Origin of the sequence: Pseudoglutamicibacter cumminsii, assembly GCF_016907775.1 — a bacterium.
In the GTDB taxonomy this organism is placed as follows: domain Bacteria; phylum Actinomycetota; class Actinomycetes; order Actinomycetales; family Micrococcaceae; genus Pseudoglutamicibacter; species Pseudoglutamicibacter cumminsii.
In genome coordinates this window covers 352,330-373,913 of sequence record NZ_JAFBCO010000001.1, presented here as the reverse complement: position 1 = coordinate 373,913, position 21,584 = coordinate 352,330, and the positions used below count along the sequence as shown (strand labels likewise).

Annotated in this window: 19 protein-coding genes; 13 read left to right on the top strand and 6 right to left on the bottom strand. The window is 62.0% G+C overall.

What is annotated here, in order from left to right; genetic code table 11:
* Positions 1-102 precede the first annotated feature (102 nt).
* Both JOD50_RS01630 and JOD50_RS01625 read left to right on the top strand, forming a co-directional pair.
* Entirely contained in the window at positions 103-453 is a 351-nt protein-coding gene (locus JOD50_RS01630; RefSeq protein WP_204880174.1) for a holo-ACP synthase, read from the top strand.
* A 31-nt stretch (positions 454-484) separates the two neighbouring features.
* Positions 485-2,260, top strand: coding sequence for an NAD(P)H-hydrate dehydratase (locus JOD50_RS01625; RefSeq protein WP_204880173.1), 1,776 nt, complete (start codon positions 485-487; stop codon positions 2,258-2,260).
* A 26-nt stretch (positions 2,261-2,286) separates the two neighbouring features.
* Here JOD50_RS01625 and sufU read toward each other — a convergent pair whose 3' ends face one another.
* From sufU to JOD50_RS01610, 3 genes are read right to left on the bottom strand one after another with little or no spacing between them, the layout of a single operon-like run.
* The gene (sufU, locus tag JOD50_RS01620) at positions 2,287-2,739 is read right to left on the bottom strand and encodes a Fe-S cluster assembly sulfur transfer protein SufU (protein WP_204881481.1); all 453 of its coding nucleotides are present in this window, start codon (positions 2,737-2,739) and stop codon (positions 2,287-2,289) included.
* 2 nt (positions 2,740-2,741) lie between these two features.
* Entirely contained in the window at positions 2,742-4,016 is a 1,275-nt protein-coding gene (locus JOD50_RS01615) for an aminotransferase class V-fold PLP-dependent enzyme (RefSeq protein WP_204880172.1), read from the bottom strand.
* Between the two features lie 48 nt (positions 4,017-4,064).
* Complete coding sequence (locus JOD50_RS01610; RefSeq protein ID WP_204880171.1) at positions 4,065-5,417, bottom strand: nucleotide sugar dehydrogenase; 1,353 nt, start codon at positions 5,415-5,417, stop codon at positions 4,065-4,067.
* A 90-nt stretch (positions 5,418-5,507) separates the two neighbouring features.
* Here JOD50_RS01610 and alr point away from each other — a divergent pair, with 90 nt between their 5' ends.
* Genes alr through tsaD form a run of 4 tightly spaced genes read left to right on the top strand, consistent with a single transcriptional unit; the run spans position 5,508 to position 9,862 of the window.
* A complete protein-coding gene (alr, locus tag JOD50_RS01605; RefSeq protein WP_338051968.1) occupies positions 5,508-7,400 on the top strand; it encodes an alanine racemase in 1,893 nt (630 codons plus the stop codon).
* 1 nt (position 7,401) lies between these two features.
* Positions 7,402-8,166 carry a tRNA (adenosine(37)-N6)-threonylcarbamoyltransferase complex dimerization subunit type 1 TsaB gene (tsaB, locus tag JOD50_RS01600; RefSeq protein WP_204880170.1) on the top strand — a complete coding sequence of 255 codons (765 nt, stop codon included), beginning with the start codon at positions 7,402-7,404 and terminating at the stop codon, positions 8,164-8,166.
* The gene (locus tag JOD50_RS01595; RefSeq protein ID WP_204880169.1) at positions 8,163-8,765 is read left to right on the top strand and encodes a GNAT family N-acetyltransferase; all 603 of its coding nucleotides are present in this window, start codon (positions 8,163-8,165) and stop codon (positions 8,763-8,765) included. The genes tsaB and JOD50_RS01595 overlap by 4 nt, the downstream gene beginning before the upstream one ends.
* Entirely contained in the window at positions 8,762-9,862 is a 1,101-nt protein-coding gene (gene tsaD, locus JOD50_RS01590; protein WP_204880168.1) for a tRNA (adenosine(37)-N6)-threonylcarbamoyltransferase complex transferase subunit TsaD, read from the top strand. The genes JOD50_RS01595 and tsaD overlap by 4 nt, the downstream gene beginning before the upstream one ends.
* A gap of 22 nt (positions 9,863-9,884) precedes the next feature.
* Here the strand turns inward: tsaD and JOD50_RS01585 are convergent, their stop codons facing one another.
* Together JOD50_RS01585 and JOD50_RS01580 are read right to left on the bottom strand one after the other, a co-directional pair.
* A complete protein-coding gene (locus tag JOD50_RS01585) occupies positions 9,885-11,033 on the bottom strand; it encodes a glutamate--cysteine ligase (protein ID WP_204880167.1) in 1,149 nt (382 codons plus the stop codon).
* Between the two features lie 36 nt (positions 11,034-11,069).
* Positions 11,070-12,386: a class I SAM-dependent methyltransferase gene (locus JOD50_RS01580; protein WP_204880166.1), complete on the bottom strand. Its 1,317-nt coding sequence runs from the start codon at positions 12,384-12,386 to the stop codon at positions 11,070-11,072.
* A gap of 286 nt (positions 12,387-12,672) precedes the next feature.
* On the opposite strand from JOD50_RS01580, the gene groES reads away from it, so the two are divergent.
* The 4 genes from groES to JOD50_RS01560 all read left to right on the top strand — a co-directional run bounded on the left by groES (position 12,673) and on the right by JOD50_RS01560 (position 17,620).
* Complete coding sequence (groES, locus tag JOD50_RS01575; protein WP_101630611.1) at positions 12,673-12,969, top strand: co-chaperone GroES; 297 nt, start codon at positions 12,673-12,675, stop codon at positions 12,967-12,969.
* Positions 12,970-13,043: 74 nt separating this feature from the next.
* The gene (gene groL, locus JOD50_RS01570) at positions 13,044-14,639 is read left to right on the top strand and encodes a chaperonin GroEL (RefSeq protein WP_204880165.1); all 1,596 of its coding nucleotides are present in this window, start codon (positions 13,044-13,046) and stop codon (positions 14,637-14,639) included.
* Positions 14,640-14,804: 165 nt separating this feature from the next.
* Positions 14,805-16,319 (top strand): IMP dehydrogenase, encoded by a 1,515-nt coding sequence (guaB, locus tag JOD50_RS01565; protein WP_420825521.1) that lies wholly within the window; start codon positions 14,805-14,807, stop codon positions 16,317-16,319.
* 158 nt (positions 16,320-16,477) lie between these two features.
* The gene (locus tag JOD50_RS01560) at positions 16,478-17,620 is read left to right on the top strand and encodes a GuaB3 family IMP dehydrogenase-related protein (protein ID WP_204880163.1); all 1,143 of its coding nucleotides are present in this window, start codon (positions 16,478-16,480) and stop codon (positions 17,618-17,620) included.
* 24 nt (positions 17,621-17,644) lie between these two features.
* Here the strand turns inward: JOD50_RS01560 and JOD50_RS01555 are convergent, their stop codons facing one another.
* Positions 17,645-18,355 carry a DUF1275 family protein gene (locus JOD50_RS01555; protein WP_204880162.1) on the bottom strand — a complete coding sequence of 237 codons (711 nt, stop codon included), beginning with the start codon at positions 18,353-18,355 and terminating at the stop codon, positions 17,645-17,647.
* 94 nt (positions 18,356-18,449) lie between these two features.
* Between JOD50_RS01555 and JOD50_RS01550 the strand changes: the two genes are divergently transcribed.
* The 3 genes from JOD50_RS01550 (at position 18,450) to guaA (ending at position 21,526) form a co-directional block, all read left to right on the top strand.
* A complete protein-coding gene (locus JOD50_RS01550; RefSeq protein WP_204880161.1) occupies positions 18,450-19,373 on the top strand; it encodes an SURF1 family cytochrome oxidase biogenesis protein in 924 nt (307 codons plus the stop codon).
* Between the two features lie 2 nt (positions 19,374-19,375).
* On the top strand, positions 19,376-19,888 hold the full coding sequence (locus JOD50_RS01545) for a DUF3817 domain-containing protein (RefSeq protein WP_204881480.1): 513 nt from the start codon (positions 19,376-19,378) through the stop codon (positions 19,886-19,888).
* 90 nt (positions 19,889-19,978) lie between these two features.
* Positions 19,979-21,526, top strand: coding sequence for a glutamine-hydrolyzing GMP synthase (gene guaA / locus JOD50_RS01540; protein ID WP_204881479.1), 1,548 nt, complete (start codon positions 19,979-19,981; stop codon positions 21,524-21,526).
* The last annotated feature ends 58 nt before the right edge of the window (positions 21,527-21,584 follow it).

Sequence of the window (21,584 nt, the reverse complement as noted above, 5' to 3'; positions counted from 1 at the left end):
CAGCGAAGGTTAGCAGTAGGTGAATAACACTTATACGACTGGTAGTTCTCACGTACTTTCGGCAGGTGAGCACCTGCACATCAAGAGCGATAGCATCGAAGCATGATTGTGGGCATCGGTGTTGACGTTGTGGACGTTCCGCGTTTCGAAAAGCTGATTGAGCGGACCCCAGCTTTGGTTGAGCGCTTGTTTTGCCCCGAGGAGCGTCAGGTGCGTACGCGTTCCCTCGCGGCGCGTTTCGCCGCCAAGGAAGCGGTCGCGAAAGCGTTGGGTTCCCCGGGCGGGATGGTGTGGCATGACTGCGAGGTGTGTACGCTTGAATCTGGTGCCCCGGAGCTAGCCATCCGCGGCAGTGTGAAGGCGGTCGCGGACCAGCTCGGCATTAAGCGTTGGCATGTTTCATTGACCCACGATGGCGATGTTGCGATCGCGTATGTGATCGCTGAAGGCTAGAAGTCACCAAGACGAGAAATCAGGTATCGCGATGCATCTTTTGTTCACCCCGGATCAGATTCGTGCGGCGGAGGCGCCCATGCTTGCCGCATGTGAGGCAGCGGGGGATCCGGATCGTTTGATGCGTCAGGCCGCCCACGGGTTGGTGGTGCACATCGCCAGGGCTGTGACGCGGCGGCCCGCGCTAGGGGAGCCGATCGTCCCTGCTCCCACATCTGTGGCTGAGATCTATTCCGGCGGCATAGGTGCTGGCACGGGATACAGTCCTGCCGCGGGATACAGCCCGGTGTCCTCTTTGCGTGGGGCGCTCATCGTGGGTTTGATTGGCCCGGGGAATAACGGTGGTGATGGACTCTATGCTTTGGCGGGTCTGGCCCGCCGCGGAGCGCTATGCGTGGCTGTCATGGTTGCGGACCGTTGGCATGAGCGCGCCGCGGCTGCAGCTCGGGATGCCGGGGTTGAGCTGCTGGTCACTCAAGCAGGTGGGCCATTGCCGGGCACTGTTTTTGAGCGGGCATCGCGTTGGCAGTTATGTGCAGCAACGGCACAGGAGCAGGTGGTCCCTCAAGCAGGTGGGCAATTGCCGGTCACTGTTGAGGAGCTGGATGTTTGGGCGCTGCTTAGGAAAGCGGATGTGATCGTTGATGCGGTCCTGGGCATTGGAGCTCAAGGTGGGATGTGGATTCCTGGCTGGGATGAAGAGACCCAAAAATGGGCTGTGGTCGGGGATGAACTAAAGGCACTGGTTATCGCTGTTGACTGCCCATCGGGGCTGAACACGTTGACCGGATCTGCAGATGAGCTGGTTCCAAGCGCCCACCTGACAGTGACTTTCGGTGCACTGAAACGCGGGCTTGTGGTGGGTGCAGGGCGGGAGAAAACCGGCGATGTGTACCTGGTAGAGATGGGTTTGAAAACTTGGCTGTCCTCGGGTCCGATGCCGCTTTTGGTGACTCCCCAGGAAGCGGATGCTCAGCTACTTGCACCGCGTGCGGGGGATCATAAATATTCGCGTGGAGTGCTCGGGGTGCTTGCAGGGTCACCGGCTTATCCGGGGGCAGCGGTGCTATGTTCTACGGCAGCTGCCGCGGTAGGCCAACACGATGCTGGTCGCGGCGGGGTGGGGATGCTGGTGACCGCTGGTCGTGGAGAGACCGGTGCCAGTGTGGTGCAGGCTTTGCCCGAGGTGGTCAATGTTGACCGTGCAGAGTTATTATCTTCTGCTTGGCCGGCTGCCGCGCAGAAGGCAACTGCCTGGGTTGTGGGGCCGGGTATTGGCACGGAGCCGGAGGATTGTGAACCAGCAGTGGCCGTGATGAAGAACAGCCAATGTCCGGTGGTCGTGGATGCTTCAGCCTTGTCGCTGTGGGAACCGGAATCGTTGCTAGCCTCCCGAGGGGATGGGACGCCTATCAAAGCTGTAAATCGGGACTATGTGCTCACCCCACATGCGGGCGAATTCGCGGCCCTGGCCCAGCGTTTAGGTGTGCCAACTTGGGATCCACTTCAGGATCCTTTGGAGGCAGCATACGATCTAGCCTCAGCGGTCAATGCGGTGGTGTTATTGAAGGGATCAGCAACAGTGGTTGCTGCCCCAGATGGTCCAGTTTTCGTAGCGGCATCGGCGGCGCCGACGCTGGCTCGCGCGGGCTCGGGTGACAAACTCGCTGGCGTGGTGGGTGCGATGCTCGCAACCCACGCGGCCCGTGCCCTCAGCAGCGGCATCGAGCTGTCACAGGACCGGATTGCCGAATTGTGCGCAGCAGCGGCCGTCTTGCACGGGGTGACCTACAGCATCGACAGCTGATCATCTACAGCTGCTCAATCTGCCGGTTACTGTTCGCGGAACAACAGCGCTTCGGCGTAGGCGGCTTGGAACGCTTTCCAGCTCATCAGAACGCACTTGACCCGGTTAGGGAACTTCGCGGCGCCCGCGAGGGCCACGGCATCGCCGACGATCTCCTCGTCAGCCTCAACCTTCCCGCGGGAGTGGAGTACCTCATCGAAGTGGGCGATCATCGCTTCAACCTCGCTGATCGGCTCGCCGATGAACAAGTCAGCCATCATCGAAACGGATGCGCGGCTCATCGCGCAACCCGCGGCGTCGTAAGAGATGTCCTCGACCGTCGAGCCGTCTTCGGAGAGTTTCAAACGCAACTGAACCTCGTCGCCACACACGGGGTTGACGTGGTGGACGTCGGCGTCGAAAGGCTCGCGCAGACCCGCGTGTTTGGGGTGCTTATCGTGTTCGAAAATGAGCTCTGAATACAGCGTGTTGAGGTTCATGGTCACCGGAAACTGTTGAAGTAGTCGATGGTTTTCTGGACGGCCTCGACGAACGCGTCCACTTCAGCTTCAGTGTTGTAGACGCTGAAGCTTGCGCGCGTGCTCCCGTGGATCCCGTAGCGGCGGTGCAGCGGCCACGCGCAGTGATGCCCCACGCGCACGAGCACGCCTTGAGAATCGAGGACCTGGCCCACGTCGTGTGGATGTAGGCCGTCGATGGTGAAAGCAACAGCGCCGGTACGCTCAGTAGCGGTGCTATTGAGCCCTGGCCCGATGATGCGGACGCCGTCGATGCGGCTGAGACCCGTGATGGCGCGCTCAACGAGTCGCGCCTGATGCGCGGCGACGTTGTCCATGCCGAGCTCGGTGAGGTAATCGCACGCGGCGGCGAGCGCTACGGCTTGCGATGTCGGTGGCGTCCCGGCTTCGAAGCGTGCTGGAGGTTCGGCGTAGGTCGTGTGTTCCATCGTGACGATTTCGATCATCGAGCCGCCGAGCATGAACGGGGGCAGGTCCTTGAGCAGTTTGTAGCGGCCCCACAGAACGCCGATGCCGGTTGGGGCGAGCATCTTGTGGCCGGAGAACGCGAGGAAATCGACGTCGAGCTTCTGCACATCGACAGGCATATGCGGTACCGACTGGCACGCATCGAGCACCGTGAGCGCGCCGACCTTCTTCGCGGCTTCGACCAAGGTGTCCACGGGGTTGATGGTTCCGGTCACGTTGGACTGGTGGGTGAACGCAACCACTTTAGTTCGCTCGTTGAGCAGCGTGTCCAGCTCGGTGAGGTCGAGCTGGAAATCATCCGTGAGCGGGATCCAGCGCAAGGTCGCGCCGGTGCGGCGGGCGAGTTCTTGCCACGGAACCAGGTTCGCGTGGTGCTCCATCTCGGTGATGAGGATCTCGTCGTCCGCACCAACGCGGAGCCGCTTGGGGGTCGTGTCATCGCCGTTGCCCAGGGCATAGGCCACCAGGTTCAGCGCTTCCGTCGCGTTCTTGGTGAAGACGACTTCGCTGGCCGAGGCCGCGCCGATGAACTCCGCGATTGTCTCCCGCGCACCTTCGTACGCATCCGTCGCCGCTTCAGCGAGCCGATGCGCGCCACGCTTAACAGCCGCATTGGAACCCAGCACGAACGAGGTTTCGGCGTCCATGACCTGTTGCGGGCGCTGCGAGGTGGCGCCCGAATCGAAATAGATCAAGGGCGAGCCATCCGCAGCCGTGCGGTTCAGGATTGGGAAGTCACTGCGAACAGTGTTGACGTCGAAACCAGTCATGTAGGTCCTTGCCTGTTTCTATCGTGCGTTCAGCCGGCGCGTGTGCATTCAGCTGTGGTCCGGCTTGTGGCCCATGCGGTCAAGGGTCCACCCTGCGGAAGTCCATGCTTGCGGATCAAGTACGTTGCGGCCATCGATCATGTAACGATCCGCAACAACCTCACCGAATGCAGCCGGGTCGAGGTTCTTGAACTCGTCCCATTCGGTCAATAGCAACACGACGTTGGCGCCACTTGCCGCGTCCTCGGCAGATTCCGCGTACCGTAAGCGTGGGAACCGCTTGGCCGCGTTCTTCATGCCCTGCGGATCGTAGACGGACACGTCCGCGCCGGAGGAGTACAAGCGTGCCGCAACATCCAAGGCGGGGGAGTCACGCACATCGTCCGAGTTCGGCTTGAATGCCGCACCCAGAACCGCGACGCGCGCACCGTGCAAATCCCCACCCACCGCACGCTCCGCGAGGTAGATCGCGCGTTCGCGGCGGCGGAGGTTGATCTCGTCCATGTGGTCGAGGAAACGCATCGTGTGCGGCAAGCCGAGCTCAGATACCCGGGCCTGCAACGCGCGAATGTCTTTAGGCAGGCAACCGCCACCGAAGCCGATGCCGGCGTTGAGGAACTTCCGCCCGATGCGCGGGTCCATGCCGATCGCGTCTGCGAGTGTCTTGATATCGCCGCCCACGGTCTCGGTGATTTCTGAGAACGCGTTGATAAAAGAGATCTTGGTCGCCAGGAAGGCGTTCGCGGCAACCTTCACAAGCTCCGCCGTTTCAAAGTCCGTGACGACGAGCGGGGTACCGTCGGCGAGCGGCTTCGCGTACACGGCCCGCAGGATGTCCTCGGCCCGCTGGGACTGCACGCCGAACACGAACCGGTCCGGGGTTAGCGTGTCTTCAACCGCGAACCCTTCACGCAGAAACTCAGGGTTCCAGCACAGCTCAGCGTTGATATCCAGGCCACGCTTAGAAACGAGCTTTTTCAACCGTTTAGCGAGCCGCGCCGCGGTACCCACCGGGACCGTGGACTTACCCGCGATCAGTGTGTCTTTCGAAACCACGGCACCCAACGAATCGATCGCCGCATCGACGTACCGCATGTCAGCGCCGTGATCGTTTTCCCGCTGCGGGGTGCCCACACCGATGAAGTGAACATCCGCATCGGCCACCTCTTGATAATCCGTCGTGAAACGCAAGCGGCCATCACGAACGTGACGTTCCAGCATCTCGTCCAGGCCTGGCTCGTGGAACGGAAGGATCCCGGCGTTGAGACGTTCAACACGTTCAGGATCAACATCAACACCAACAACGTCGAAGCCGAGCTCCGCCATGCACGCAGCGTGTGTGGCCCCTAAATATCCGGCGCCGATCACCGAAATCTTCCGCGGTTGTGCTTCGTTTTGCACGAATGGTCTCCTTCACGGTTGGCTACCTATGATCTTAGGCGCTAGGTCGCAAAGCGCGGCGTAGTGCTGGCGAAGGTCTAGGCTAGAAGGGTGTCTTCCCACAGTTTTTCTTCCCCTGCCGGCGTTGATGTGTTAGGCGACGCCGCCGTGGCCTCGACGTCGGCGACGCAATGGTTGCATGCGCACGATGCGGTTGCGGCTGCACCTGAACGGTGCGCTGAGGTCGATTTGGGTGCATTGGCGGCCAATGTCGCGCGTGTTCGTGAACTCGTGGGTGCCGCGCACATCATGGCGATTGTGAAGGCGCAGGCTTATGGGCATGGCGCGGTCGCGTGTGCTCAGGCAGCGTTGGAGGCGGGTGCCACGTGGGTTGGCACTGCTCATGTGAGTGAGGCTTTGGAGCTGCGTACCGCGGGGATCGATGCGCCTGCGCTGTGCTGGTTGCACACATCGGACACCGATTTTGAAGCGGCGGTTGCCCACGGCATCGATATTGGGGTGTCCGGTTGGGAGCTGGAACGGGTGATCGAGGCGTCGCACGCGGTGGGTCGTGTGGCGCGGATTCACCTCAAGATCGACACGGGCTTGGGTCGCAACGGTTGCACGGCGTCGCAGTGGCCACAGTTTGTTGAGCGTGCGGCCGCGGCGGAGCGCGCAGGCGACGTCCGCGTCGTGGGGGTTTTCTCGCACTACGCGATGGGCGATGAGCCGGAGCATCCCGCGAACGATGCCCAGACGCGCGCATTCGAGGACGCACTCGCCGTGGTGGCTGAGGCCGGGCTCGAACCTGAAGTGCGGCACATCGCGAACACCCCTACGGTGTTTGCCCGCACGGACGCGATGTATGACATGGTCCGGGTCGGTTTGGGTCTGTACGGGCTGTCGCCGTTCGAGGGCAAGACCTCAGCGGATTTGGGTTTGCGGCCGGCCATGCGTCTGGTTGCGCACGTTGCTGGGGCCAAGCGGGTGGATGCGGGCCAGGGCGTGTCTTATGGCTTGCGGTGGCATGCCGAACAGCCGACGACGCTGGGGCTGGTTCCCGTGGGGTACGCGGATGGCATCCCGCGGATTGCTGAAGGCACCCACGTGAGCATTGATGGTGTCCGGTATCCGGTGGTGGGCCGGATCGCGATGGATCAGTTCGTGATCGACCTGGGGCCCGACGCGGAGCCGGCCGATTTCTTGGGTGAGGATGCCGTGGTTTTCGGTGACCCTGAGCGGGGCGAGCCTGCCGTTGAGGAATGGTCCGAGGCCTCCCTCACCATCAACTACGAGACGGTCACGCGGATCTCTGACCGCGTCCCGCGCCGGATGGTTCGGGGTGGAGCTGCAGGTGGCGGCGAATCGCACGGTAGCGCAGCTGACAGCCCGCTGTCGTTGACGATTGACACTCCGTCGGCAATGCAGCGCTTCGCCCGCGCGCTCGCCGGGGAGTTACACGCAGGAGACGTTCTGATCCTGACGGGCGAGCTCGGCGCCGGCAAAACGACTTTCACGCAGGGGCTCGGTGAAGGCCTCGGCGTACGTGAGGGCATCACATCGCCAACGTTTGTGCTGTCCCGTATCCATCCATCGTTGACCGACGGGCCAGCGCTGGTGCACGTGGACGCCTACCGGCTGGGCTCAGCTGAGGAACTTGAGGACCTCGACCTCATCGATACCGTGGACGAATCCGTGACCGTGGTCGAATGGGGACGCGACCGCGCCGAGGGGCTCTCAGAATCCCGCCTGGAGATCATGCTCGAACGCCCGATCGGGGGCGGGGCGGCAGAAGAGGCAGCAGCGGAGCCGAACGGCGACGCCCCTGCGCCATGGGAAATCGAAGACGAAGAAGAGGCCGCGGCACCCCGCATCGTGACGCTGCGTTGGGTTGGCCCGCGCTGGAACGATGCGGCCGCTGAGGGGTTGCGAGCCGCGCTCGCCGGGTTCGTTGACGTCGCCGATGTGGTCGAGTCCCAAGAAGACGCTAAGCAGGAGGGCTGAGATGCGCGACGGTGTTCAGAAGATTCTTGCGTTGGATACGTCCTCGGTGGTTTCGGTCGCGTGCGTGACCGTGGGCAGCGGGGATTCGAACGGCGCCGGCGTTGAGGTGGTCGCGGAACACGAGACCGATTCCACGACCCGACACGCCGAAGACCTCATCCCGGTGTGCGAACGCCTGCTTGCTGAGGCCGGGTGGGATCGTCCCGACGCGGTCCTGGTGGGCGAAGGCCCTGGGCCATTCACTGGCCTGCGGGTTGGGATCGCCGCAGGGCAGAGCCTCGCGTTCGCGTGGGGTGTTGACGCCTACGGCATCTGCTCGCTCGACGGCCTCGCCGCGCAGCTACTCGCCGAAAGCGGCATTGCCTCGGATCCTGATGCAACTGCCGATGCCGCTGACGCCGCGGCAGGGGATGAGCCGGGCGCAGCGGAACCCGTGCTGACAGCGGCGCTGGATGCCCGCCGTCGTGAGCTGTACTGGGCGAGCTATGCACGCAACGGTGCCCGCATCGATGGTCCGCACGTGACCAAGCCTGGCGAGCTTCCAGTCGATTACCCGGTGGGCGGTGCTGGCGTGAGCGTTCGCGCTGAAGAGCTCGCTGAGGCCGCGATTCCTGTTCTCACTGGCACCGAAACCACGCCGGTTTCCGCATCGTATTTGGCCCGGGCCTGGCACGCCGCCGGCATGCCAACTGACCCGCCCGTTGCTCGGTACCTGAGGGAGTCCGATGCGGTGGTCCCGGCCGCGATGCAAGGCCGCCAACGATGAGCACCGACTTAGCTCCCGCTACCGAAGCTGAGCTTGCGCGGGCCCCGAAAGGGTACGTCGTGCGCCAGCTGGACGCGGCCGACGTCGAGGAACTCACGCCGCTCGAAGCCGAACTTTTCCCGCTGGATCGCTGGGATGAACGCATGATGCGGGAGGAACTTTCCCACCCTGAATGGCGGCAATACTGGGGCGTGGCCGAGCAGGTCTCAGGCGTCGAGTCTGGCGGCGAGGAGGCCGAGGCGGAAACAGGCGAGCTGATCGCGTATGCGGGCCTGCAATACAGCCCGCATATCGCGGACGTTCAGACGATCGGCGTGGTGCCTGAGCATTCTGGCCGCGGGGTCGCGCGGTATCTGATGTGGCTCATGGAGTCCCGGGCGCGTGACTGGGGCGCGACCCACATGATGCTTGAGGTCCGTGCTTCGAATGAGCGCGCCATCGAGCTGTATCAGCGCAACGAGTTTGAGGAGATCGCACGCCGCCGCGGATATTATCCAGGTGGAGCGCCCGCCGCGCCCGACGCACTTAGCCCAGCCGGTGCGCCCAGCGCGGGCGAAGACGCCGTGATTATGCAGAAAGACATCCGAGGGAAGGTATGAGCGCCGTGAGTGTTGAGGCCGTACGCGAATCGGTGGACGCGGCACCCGTCGTTTTGGGCATCGAAACCAGCTGTGACGAGACGGGCGTCGGCATTGTCCGTGGAACCACGTTGCTCGCTAACGCCGTGGCGTCCTCGGTGGATGAGCACGTGCGTTTCGGTGGCGTGATCCCGGAGATCGCCTCGCGCGCGCATGTTGAGGCGATGGTCCCGACGTTACGTTCAGCGTTGGAGACCGCGGAACTTACGCTCGATGACGTGGATGCGATCGCTGTGACCGCTGGGCCTGGCCTGGCGGGTGCGTTGATGGTGGGTGTTTCCGCCGCGAAGGCTCTTGCGTTGGCCACGGGGAAGCCACTGTACGCGGTCAACCATTTGGTTGCGCACGTCGGCGTTGGTGTGCTCGACGGTGGAGAGCTACCACCGAATCTGGGCGCGGTTCTGGTTTCGGGTGGTCACACGGAGATCCTCAAAGTGGATTCCTTGACCTCTGACATCACGATGCTCGGGTCAACGATCGATGACGCCGCGGGGGAGGCCTACGATAAGGTCGCCCGCCTGCTGGGGTTGAGCTATCCGGGCGGGCCGGTCATCGACAAGCTCGCTGCGCAAGGCAACCGGAAAGCGATCCGTTTCCCGCGCGGGCTCACGACCGGCAAGTTCATGGGCACCGCCGAAGAGCCGGGCCCGCGCCGCTATGACTTCAGCTTCTCTGGCCTCAAGACCGCTGTGGCGCGCTATGTTGAGCACTGCGAAGCCGCCGGCGAAGAGCTCGTGATCGAGGACGTGTGCGCCTCATTCCAGGAAGCAGTCGTGGACGTCATCACGTCCAAAGCGGTGATGGCGTGCCGCGAACACGGCCTCACAACCCTGCTTTTGGGAGGAGGCGTCGCAGCGAATTCCCGTTTGCGTGAACTGCTCGCCGCACGCTGCGCTTCCGCGGGTATCGAGCTGCGGATCCCGCCGTTCTCCCTGTGCACCGACAACGGCGCGATGATCGCCGCGCTCGGCGCTCAACTCGTGATGGACGGGGTAGAACCAACCGGAACCGACTTCGGAACCGACACCTCGCTACCCGTCAGCACTGTGTCTATGTAAATACGGTCTCTATGTAAATACGTTAGCGGTCAAGTGAGGCGTGCAGTCGTTCCGAGTTGTCCTTGACAACCGCGGCCAAGTCGCCGCCGTGGGCCTCGGCCACGTTGCGTTGCCGTTCGTATTCGCATGGCTGCTGCATCATCGTCATGATGTGGTTGAGTTCCTCAGCGCAACCGAGGCGTTCAGCGATTGGGGTGAGGCGTTCGACGTCCTGTGCGATGTGGTCGGTCACTAGCAGTTCGTCGCCAGCGGAGTTCACGATGATGATGGCCTCGCGGCCGTAACGGGCCGCACGCCACTTGTTTTCGACGCGGAACCATGGCGTCATGACCGGAATGCTCCAGCCGGAGTCCAACATGTCAGACATTTCGGTCACGAGGCATTGCGTGTACGCGGCGACCGCGGCGATGTCATCCAAGTCAGGCAGCCCGTCACAAATCCGCATCTCAACCGTGCCGTACTTAGGCACCGGGCGAGCATCCCAACGGATCTCATCCAAAACATCCACCACACCGGTGTGGAGCATGTCTGCAACGTATGACTCGTATTCGAACCACTTGGAGAAGTGGAACGGCAAGCCCGCGGTCGGAAGCTGCTGGAACATGAGCGAACGCTGCGAACCGTAGCCCGTGTCAGTCCCGCCCCAGAACGGCGAGGACGACGTCAACGCCAACAGGTGCGGTTGCTTGTTGATGAGCCCGTCAACAATCGGCAAGGCCTTGTCCCGGTGGTCGATGCCCACGTGGACGTGCACGCCGTAGATAACCATCTGCCGGCCCCACCACTGGGTTCGGTCGATCAGGGTCGCGTAGCGGTCCTTGTCTGAAACCTCTTGCAGCGTCGGCTCCGCGAACGGGTGGGAGCCGGCGCAGTAGAGGGACGTGTTGAGCGGATCCAAAATATCGCTCACATCGCGGGCCGTGGAAGCGAGGTCCGCAACCGCATCGGCAACCTTGTTATGCACGCCGGTGACGCATTCCACCGTGTTCTGCAGCAGTTCACGCGTGAGCCGCGGCGCGCCGTCGGGGTGAGTGATGCGATTCTGCTTTTCGAGCTCGTCAAGGATGCGGGGAGCCTCCGGGCGGAGGTCGCCGGTGTCGCGGTCTACGAGCGCGATCTCCCATTCGATCCCAAGGGTCGAGGGCTTTGAAGGTGTGAATTCGATGCCCATGGGTCTCCTCGCATCGGTCATACTGCAATTAGTTGATCATACGGCGGAACCGGGCGTGATCTCACATCCGAACACGACACGTTGCTTCCCGATGCGTGTGAGGATCAGCGTTGCGGTGCCGTCGCCGTGGCCTTTGCCGAGCAGAATCTTGCGTAGCTCTTCTGGCGTGACGTCGAGTCCGCGTTTTTTGATGATCAGCTGCCCGATGCGGATGTTACGCACCCATGAGCGCAGGGCTTTGATTTTGTAGGGCATCACCATGTCGATGCGGTAGCTGGTTGCCAGCGGCGTGGTCGATGGTGTGGTGCCGGTGAGGTAGGCGATGTGCGGGTCGAGCCCGGTTGCGTTGAGTTGTTCTGCGAGGTCGGCTACGAGGCCGGCACGGATCACGGCGCCGGCTGGCTCGTGAAGATACGTTGCGTACGTTTCGGGGTTTGTCAGGTTGCTGTCATGTGGGAGGACGGGAACGTTGGCTCCTAGGGCGAGCGCGTCCGGGTCCTGATCGGGGTGAGCCGCACTCGAGGTGAGCTCCGTAACCTGGTCATCCTTGATGACCAGCGCCGCGCGCCGAACCTCGGGCCGCCTTGCCGCGTTAAACCAGAGCGTGGCTTCGACCACGCTGCCGTCGTGTTCAACCCACTGCGCCTCCGCAGTGTTCGGAACCGACTCGTGCGGGATCCCAGGGCCAAGCTTCACACCCATGGGAAGCCCGCGGTCAGCGATCTCTTCAACGAATGACAACGGGGGAGAGAACGCCTCCGGATCCCAGCGCCGCTTGGTGCCGGAGGTCGTGCTTTCGCGACGTGCAGGATCCATCCACACCGCATCGGCGGCAGAAAAATCAACATCTTCCGCGAGCCCATGCACCACCGTGACATTAGGGAAAGGCGCTGTGTTCACTGTCGCCGCGGCCGCCGTGACCTCATCCGCTTCAACCGCGGTCACATCGATACCCAGCGCCGCCATCGCCATCGCATCCGCACCCAGGCCGCAACCGAGGTCAGCGACGTGCCGCACACCGGCATCGCGCATCCGGCCCGCGTGTCGCGCGGCAACAGGCAGGCGGGTTGCCTGTTCGAGGCCTGCCTGCGTGAGAATCATCCGCTCAGCGAACGGCCCGAACTTGCCGCGCGCCTTGAACCGCAGCTCAAGCTGATGCACGACGGCGGCGACTGCCTCCGCTGAATGCCCGGCTTTGCGTAGGGTCAGGGTCAGGTCGGTTGCGAGCTTCTTGGTCGCGGCCTGGTCAGGGGAGAGCTGGGCGAGCAGCTCCTGGCCTTCAGGCGTGAAAGCGGCCGCGATGGGCTCCGTAGGGTCAGACGTGATCGAGTCCGGTTTGTTGGTGGATGCCATGCCTCCAGCTTGTCACGAATATGTGGGAGCCAGGTGCAACGTGTGCGGCAGACATGACGAGCGTGCGCGATGGGGTGAAGCACGCTCAAGGCGAACAATTGGCACTCATCTTGACCGAGTGCCAGAAATGTTCCTAAAGTGGAGGCATCAGCACTCGGAAGCCGAGAGTGCTAAATCCGAGTGCGCAAGCCATCAGCTGCTTCCGGTCGACACCCGCGACGACGCCCGGAGGACGCGTTGTATGGCCCGTACACCCACAGGTCTATTACGCAAAGGAGAGGTCCACATGTCGATCTCTATCAAGCCCCTCGAAGATCGCATCGTCATTCAGCAGCTCGAAGCAGAGCAGACCACCGCTTCCGGCCTGGTCATCCCAGACACCGCGAAGGAAAAGCCTCAGGAAGGCAAGGTCGTTGCTGTTGGTGCCGGCCGCGTCGACGACAAGGGCAACCGCATCCCAGTCGACGTCAAGGAAGGCGACGTCGTCATCTACTCCAAGTACGGCGGCACCGAAGTCAAGATCGGCGGCGAGGAATACCTCGTTCTGTCCGCTCGCGACGTGCTCGCAGTAGTCGAGAAGTAAACACCCGTTTCTTCATAAACTCTTGATCTAGCGGCCTCCCGGGAACCGGTTGAGGCTATGAAGGAGTAAAACGAATGGCAAAGCAGCTTGCGTTCAACGACGCAGCGCGCAAGGCCCTCGAAGCCGGCGTCGACCGCCTGGCGGACACTGTCAAGGTCACTCTAGGCCCACGCGGCCGCAACGTCGTCCTTGATAAGCAGTGGGGCGCACCAACCATCACTAACGACGGCGTGACCATCGCTCGCGACGTCGAGCTCAAGGATCCATACGAGAACCTTGGCGCACAGCTGGCTAAAGAAGTAGCCACCAAGACCAACGACATCGCCGGTGACGGCACGACCACCGCAACCGTCCTGGCTCAGGCCCTCGTCAAGGAAGGCCTGCGCAACGTAGCGGCAGGTGCGGCGCCAGGCGAAATCAAGCGCGGCATCGAAGCTGCAGTTGAGGCCGTTGAGGCTCGCCTGCTTGAGAACGCCCGCGACGTCCAGGACGAAAACGTCGCCCACGTCGGCGCGATCTCCGCTCAGTCGGATGAGGTTGGCGAGCTTCTCGCTGAGGCCTTCAAGAAGGTCGGCACCGAGGGCGTCATCACCATCGAAGAGTCCAACACGACCCAGACCGTGCTGGACGTGACCGAGGGTATGCAGTTCGATAAGGGCTACCTCTCGCCACACTTCGTAACGGACGCTGAGCGCCAGGAAGCCGTCCTCGAGGACGCCTACGTCCTGATCAACTCCGGCAAGATCTCTGCTCTGCAGGACATCGTCCCGCTGCTCGAGCACGTCTTGAAGGAATCCAAGCCGCTGTTCATCATCGCTGAGGACATCGAAGGCGAAGCCCTTTCGACCCTCGTCGTGAACAAGCTGCGCGGAACCCTCAACGTTGTTGCCGTTAAGGCTCCAGGCTTCGGCGACCGCCGTAAGGCAATGCTGCAGGACATCGCGATCCTGACCGGCGCCCAGGTTGTATCCCAGGACCTCGGCCTGCGCCTGGACCAGGTTGGTCCGGAGGTCTTCGGTAAGGTTCGCCGCGTCACTGTCACCAAGGACAACACGACCCTGGTCGATGGCGCAGGCGACGACGAAGAAGTCGCAGCACGCGTGGCCCAGATCAAGGCAGAGTACGCAAACTCTGACTCCGAATGGGACAAGGAGAAGCTCCAGGAGCGCCTCGCTAAGCTCGCCGGCGGTGTTGGTGTCATCAAGGTTGGCGCCGCAACCGAGGTAGAGCTCAAGGAACGCAAGGCACGCATCGAAGACGCCGTGTCTTCGACCCGCGCTGCGCTCGAGGAAGGCATCGTCGCAGGCGGCGGTACCGCGCTCGTCGACGCACTTCACGTGCTCGATGAAGACGAGAACCTCAAGGCTTTCGAAGGCGACGCCGCTACCGGTGTCGACATCGTCCGCCGCGCATTGACCACCCCGGTCAAGCAGATCGCAGCGAACGCCGGCTTTGACGGCTCCGTCATCGCATCGAAGGTCGCAGAATCTCCAGCGAACCACGGCTTCAACGCCAAGACCGGCGTCTACGAAGACCTGCTCGCAGCTGGTGTGATCGACCCAGTCAAGGTGACCCGCTCCGCACTGCGTAACGCGGCATCAATCGCAGCGCTCGTCCTGACCACCGAAACCTTGGTCGTGGACAAGCCAGCCGAGGAAGACGAAGACTAAACCTTCCTCCCGGCCCAAGATCTGGTGGCCCGCCCGAGACGAACTCGGGCGGGTCACCGCCGTTTAAACCGGCGTTTGAGTTGCCCACATCACGCCGTTGCCCGTAGCAACGCGCAACGCTCTAAGATGGACACAAACCATCACCTGCCGTTGAAAGGTGCGCTCGTGAGCTCAAGCGATGACTTCAACCCATTTGCCTTCGAAGGCCTCACCTATGACGACGTCCTGTTGTTGCCAGGGCCAACCGATGTGATCCCTTCCGAGGCGGACACATCCACAAAACTGACCCGCCGCATCGACATCCAGGTGCCAATCATCTCCGCGGCGATGGACACCGTGACCGAAGCCCGCATGGCGATCGCAATGGCACGCCAGGGCGGTATGGGCATCATCCACCGCAACATTTCGATTGACGATCAGGCCCGCCAGGTCGACACCGTGAAGCGTTCCGAATCCGGGATGATCATCGACCCGGTGACCGTCAGCCCGGATGCGACGCTCGCAGACCTCGATGCGCTGTGCGCCCGCTACCGCGTGTCCGGCCTCCCGGTTGTTGACGAGGAGCGTACGCTGCTCGGCATCATCACCAACCGCGACACCCGTTTTGTGCCTCGCGCCGACTGGTCAAGCATCAAGGTCTCCGAGAAGATGACCCCGATGCCGCTCATCACCGCGCCTGTAGGCACGACGCGCGAAAAGACCCTCGAGCTGCTGGCTCAGCACCGCATCGAGAAGCTTCCGCTGGTTGATGACCGCAACAAGCTCATGGGCCTCATCACCGTCAAGGACTTCGAGAAGGCCGAGGACTACCCTCTCGCGACCAAGGACGACGAGGGCCGCTTGCGTGTTGGCGCGGCTGTCGGCTTCTTCGGTGAAGGCTATGACCGCGCGATGGCTTTGGTTGATGCCGGCGTGGACGCGCTCGTGGTGGATACCGCGAACGGCCACTCGCAGGGCGTTCTGGACATGATCGCTCGCCTCAAGAAGGATCCGGCGGCGGCTCACGTCGATGTGATTGGTGGCCAGGCCGCGACGTACGAGGGCGCTAAGGCGCTGATTGACGCCGGCGCTGACGCGATCAAGGTTGGCGTTGGCCCGGGTTCGATCTGCACGACCCGCGTGGTCGCTGGTGTGGGTGTTCCGCAGGTGACCGCGATCTATGAGTCCGCGAAGGCGGCCCGCAAGGCTGGCATCCCAGTGATCGCTGACGGTGGCCTCCAGTATTCGGGCGACATCGGCAAGGCGCTGGTTGCTGGTGCTGACTCGGTTATGCTCGGTTCGCTTCTGGCCGGTACCCAGGAATCCCCGGGTGACCTCGTGTTCGTCAACGGCCGCCAGTTCAAGACCTACCGCGGCATGGGCTCGCTCGGCGCGATGCAGACCCGCGGCAAGAACACGTCCTACTCCAAGGACCGCTACTTCCAGGCCGACGTCCCAAGCGACGAGAAGCTCATCCCAGAAGGCATCGAAGGCCAGGTTCCGTACCGCGGCCCGCTAGGCGCTGTAATCCACCAGCTCGTGGGTGGCCTGCGTCAGACGATGTTCTACGTGGGCGGCCACACGATCGCCGAGCTCAAGGAAAAGGGCAAGTTCGTCCGCATCACCGCGGCCGGCCTCAAGGAGTCGCACCCACACGACATCGCGATGACGGTCGAGGCGCCTAACTACCGCCGCAACTAACGCGCTGTGTTGAAGGTGACGTCGCTCAGCCGGGGCCACCATCGTTGTTTAAGAACTGCTTTCGATGCGGCGGCGATGGGTGCCGGCGCTGGGTGGCGTCGGGGACACCGCGGGTCACGGCGGAGGCGTTCGGGCGGGGCTGTTGGTAACCTTGGAGCGTGACTAGCGAGATTGAAATCGGCCGTTATCGTCGCGCCCGCCGCGCGTATTCCCTCGATGATGTGGCAATTGTGCCGAATCGTCGTACACGTGACCCGGAGGACGTGTCGACTCAGTGGCAGATTGACGCGTTCACCTTTGATGTCCCGTTCATGGGCGCGCCGATGGATTCGGCGATGTCGCCTAAGACGGCGATCGCCTTGGGCAAGCTGGGTGGCTTGGGTGTCCTGAACCTGGAAGGTATCTGGACCCGCCACGAGAACCCTGAGGCTGTGCTTGAGGAGATCGCTTCGCTGGAATCTGCGCAGCAGCGTGGCTCGAACCCGAAGGTGACCCGCCGCTTGCAGGAGCTGTTGGCGGCGCCGATCCGCCCTGAGCTGATTCATGAGCGCCTGGCCGAGATTCGTGAGGCTGGTGTGGTGGTCGCGGGTTCTTTGACCCCGATGCGCACCCAGGAGTACTACCGCACGGTGCTTGAGGCTGGCGTGGATCTGTTTGTGATCCGCGGGACCACGGTTTCTGCTGAGCACGTGTCTGAGGGCCGTGCGCCGTTGAACCTCAAGCAGTTCATCTATGAGCTTGATGTTCCTGTGATTGTGGGTGGCGCGGCTGGCTACACCCCGGCGTTGCACTTGATGCGCACCGGTGCTGCGGGTGTTCTGGTTGGTTTCGGTGGCGGCGCAACCGGCACAACCCGCCGTGCGATGGGCATTCACGTTCCGATGGCGACTGCGATTGCCGATGTGGCTGCAGCCCGCACTGCGTACCTGGATGAGTCGGGTGGCCGTTATGTGCATGTGATTGCTGACGGCGGCGTCTCTACGTCCGGTGACATTGTGAAGGCGTTGGGTTGCGGCGCGGATGCTGTGATGCTGGGGACGGCTTTGGCTCGCGCTGAGGAGGCTCCGGGCCACGGCTGGCACTGGGGCATGGAAGCCGCTCACGAGCGTTTGCCGCGTGGCGACCGCGTGTTTGTCGGAACGGTTGGCCCGCTCGAGCAGGTTGTGTACGGTCCCTCGCACCACACGGATGGCACATCGAACCTTGCGGGCATGTTGCGTTCCTCGATGGCTACGACCGGCTACGTTGACCTCAAGCAATTCCAGCACGTTGATATGGTGCAGGCCTCGTACAACTCGTAGTCGCGAATCGTCGTCGCGAGGAACTTAGAGTTCGTCGGGGCTCCTTTGCGCCCGGCGGTAGCGTTGCCGGCCAACGTCGCCAGCAACTGCCACGCCGATGGTGAGGAGCGCTGTCACGAGGATTCCGAGCCACGGGGCGACCATGAGGCAGAATCCGCCGGTGAACGCGCCGGCTAGGAGCGCGAAGATTGCGAGTGCTCGGCGGCGGGTTGCTTGACGGCGGTTTTCGCCAGTGAATATGTCTGCGCCGAGGCCCACGATGGTGCTTGTAACAACGATCGTGTTGATGTCGTTGATGTCGATGCGTCGCCCGGCCGCGCCTTGAGCGCCCATGAAGAACGCGAGCAGCACGGTGATGACGTGCCCGGAGAATCCCTTGAACGCATCAGTTGTGCCGAGCCCTGCTGTGTAGGTGTAGGCGGCGGTAACGAGCATTCCGAGGCCAACGAGTGCGAGCATCGTGGTTGTTTTGAAAGACCAGATGCGGTGTTCTCTGCGTAGGTAGGCTCCGGCGATGGCGGCGCCGAGGAGGAAGAACGCGAAGGCGAGAGCGGGGCGTAGCGCGGAGTGTTCGGAGGCGCCGGAGAGCGTGACGCCGAGGATGGCGACGTTCCCGGTCATGTTGCTAGGGAAGACTCGTCCGAGCGCGAGGAACCCGATTGCGTCGATGATTCCTGAGCTGAACGTGAGCACCAGCATGTAGACGACGTGGCGCCTGCGAATAGAAATGGACACGGCTGGATTCTAACAATGGTTGTATTTCCGTGGGGGCGGTGCTTACGGAGCCCCGGTTAAGGGCTCGTGCGTGGTGCTCGATAGGATAAGGGACGTGCTAAAGACTGCTCTTCAACCTAAGTGGCTTGCCCTGCTACTCGCGTGTTTGGTGGTGTCGACGGGGTTCGTGTGGCTGAGTAAGTGGCAGTTTGATCGTTCTGTGGACCATGCGCCGACTACCCAGGAGCAGTCCGAGACCGCTGTCCCGTTGGAAGGCCATTTTGAGCCCGGTAGGGACATGACGCATGCGGATGCTGACCAGATTGTGACGATGAAGGGGCGTTACGTCGAGGGCACTCAAGCTTACGTTCAGGATCGTCTTTTCGAAGGTGAGCAGGGTTTCTGGGTTGTTCAGGCTTTTGAGGTTGATGGCGTTTCTGATGTGATGCCGGTGGTGCGGGGCTGGCAACCAGGTAAGTCTGAGGTTCCGCCCGCAACGGATGCCGACGAGGTCACGGTGACGGGTCGTCTTTTGCCGTCCGAGGCGCCGATCGCCAGGGGACGCGCGGATGATCTGCATGGGTTGCCGGTGCTGAAGGATGTTTCGGCGGCCCGGTTGTCGAATATGTGGAACCGGGATGCTTATGCGGGTTTTGTGGTGGTGTTTGAGCAGAGTCCGGACGATGTGAAGGCTGGCGTTGACCAGCTCAAGCATGTATATGTTGCGCCGGGGTATTTGCAGGAGAACCAGTTGAATTGGCTCAACGTGTTTTATGGCGTTGAGTGGATCGTGTTCGCTGTGTTCTCGTTGTTTGTGTGGTGGCGTCTGGTGCGTGATGATTACCAGAATGAGTTGAAGTTTGAGGCTGAGCTGGCTGCGTGGCAGAAGCGGCAGGATGCTCGTGTTGCGCAGGCTCAGGCCGAGGCACGGGAACGGTTGGCGGCCCAAGCGTCGGGTAGCGAATTAGGCGATGCCGGGCCGGAAGATGACGCCGGGGCTGAAAATAACACTGACCCTGGGAATAGAGAGAACGGGTAATGATGACTGAGCAGAATGGTGTTCCGCGTCCTGAGGATGTCCCTATTCCGGAGGACGATCCGATGCCGCAGCGTAAGCAGGGCTTCGGTGGGACTGAGACTCAGATCCGTGGCGCGGCAGTGTTCTTCCGCATCGCGGCGTACGCGACCGGTGTCATGTTGTTGCTGCTTGTGGCCGAGATGGTACTCAAGTATGCATTCAACTTGATTGCGTATGCGGGTGGCACGATGTTGCGTACGGGTGAAGCGAATGTGTTCACTCTGGCTGAGCCGGGCATGGTGGTCGATGGGTTCAACGTTTCGATTGCGGTGCTGATTGTTCACGGCTGGCTTTACGTTGTGTATTTGCTCGCGACGTTCATTTTGTGGTCCCGCATGCGCTGGGATTTGAAGCAGCTGATCTTGATCGCGTTGGGCGGTGTGGTTCCGTTCCTGTCGTTCGTGATGGAGAAGAAGGTGCATCAGCAGGTTGTTGCGGAGCTTGAGAAGAACCCGCAGCAGTTGCGTCGTTACTGATCCCACATACTTGCTTGGTACTGAGCACATAGTTAAACGCGATAGGCTTTGAACGTGACTTCTGCAGTAATTCCCCCGCATCCGCGCCCGGTGCTCGTGATCGATTATGGGGCCCAGTATGCGCAGCTGATTGCTCGGCGTGTACGTGAGGCTAACGTGTATTCGGAAGTTGTTCCGCACACGTTTTCGACTGAGCAGATCCTGGCTAAGAACCCTGTTGCCTTGATTCTTTCGGGTGGCCCGTCGTCGGTTTATGCCGATGGTGCCCCGAAGGTTCCTGAAGGCTTGTTTGAGACTGGCTTGCCTACGTTGGGTATTTGCTATGGCTTCCAGGCTATGGCGAATGCGTTGGGCGGCACGGTTTCACGGACGAATCAGCGTGAGTATGGTTCGACTGCGGTGTCCTCGAAGGGCGAGGCGTGTACGCTGTTTGATGGTCTGCCGGATGCGCAGATCGCGTGGATGAGCCACGGGGATGCTGTGACCGAGGCTCCTGAGGGTTTCACTGTTTTGGCTTCCACGGAGCGCACGCCTGTTGCTGCTTTCGCTGATGAGGAGCGCAAGCTTTACGGTGTCCAGTGGCACCCTGAGGTTCAGCATTCCACGCATGGCCAGCAGCTTTTGAAGAACTTCTTGTATGAGTCGGCTGGCTTGAGCCCAGACTGGACTGCTGAGTCCGTGGTGGAGGACCAGGTTGCGCGGATCCGTGAACAGATCGGTAACAAGCGCGCGATTTGCGGCCTTTCTGGTGGTGTTGACTCCGCTGTTGCTGCTGCTTTGGTTCAGCGCGCGGTGGGGGATCAGCTGACGTGTGTCTATGTTGACCATGGTTTGATGCGTGCCGGTGAGTCGGAGGCTATTGAGCAGGCTTTCGGTAAGGCTCATGGCGGCGCTGTGCTGAAGGTCGTTGACGCTTCCGAGGTGTTCTTGGAGAAGCTCAAGGGCGTCGCGGATCCTGAGACGAAGCGCAAGATCATCGGCGAGCAGTTCATCCGCACGTTTGAGCGTGCTCAGGCTGAGATTGTCGCTGAGTCCGAGGGTGAGGACGTTGCGTTTTTGGTTCAGGGCACGTTGTACCCGGACGTTGTCGAGTCTGGTGGCGGTGAGGGTGCGGCCAACATTAAGAGCCACCACAATGTAGGTGGCTTGCCTGAGGATCTCGAGTTCGAGCTGGTTGAGCCGCTGCGTGAGCTGTTCAAGGACGAGGTTCGTGCTGTTGGTACGGAGCTTGGCTTGCCGGATGAGATTGTTCACCGTCAGCCGTTCCCTGGCCCGGGTCTTGGCATCCGCATCATTGGTGCGGTGGATAAGGAACGCCTGGATCTGTTGCGTGAAGCAGATGCCATTGTCCGCGAGGAAATGACCAAGGCTGGCTTGGACCGCGAGGTGTGGCAGATGCCTGTTGTTTTGCTGGCTGATGTCCGCTCGGTGGGTGTTCAGGGCGATAGCCGTACGTATGGTCACCCGATCGTGTTGCGTCCGGTCACGAGCGAGGACGCGATGACTGCGGATTGGGCGCGGTTGCCGTATGACTTGATCGCGAAGATCTCTAACCGCATCACGAATGAAGTTGACGGAGTGAACCGTGTGGTTGTCGATGTGACGTCGAAGCCACCGGGCACGATCGAGTGGGAGTGATTCCCGAGTAGAGGACGCCTGCCGGCAGCGCTGTAGCGTTACGGCACCTGGTGTTTGT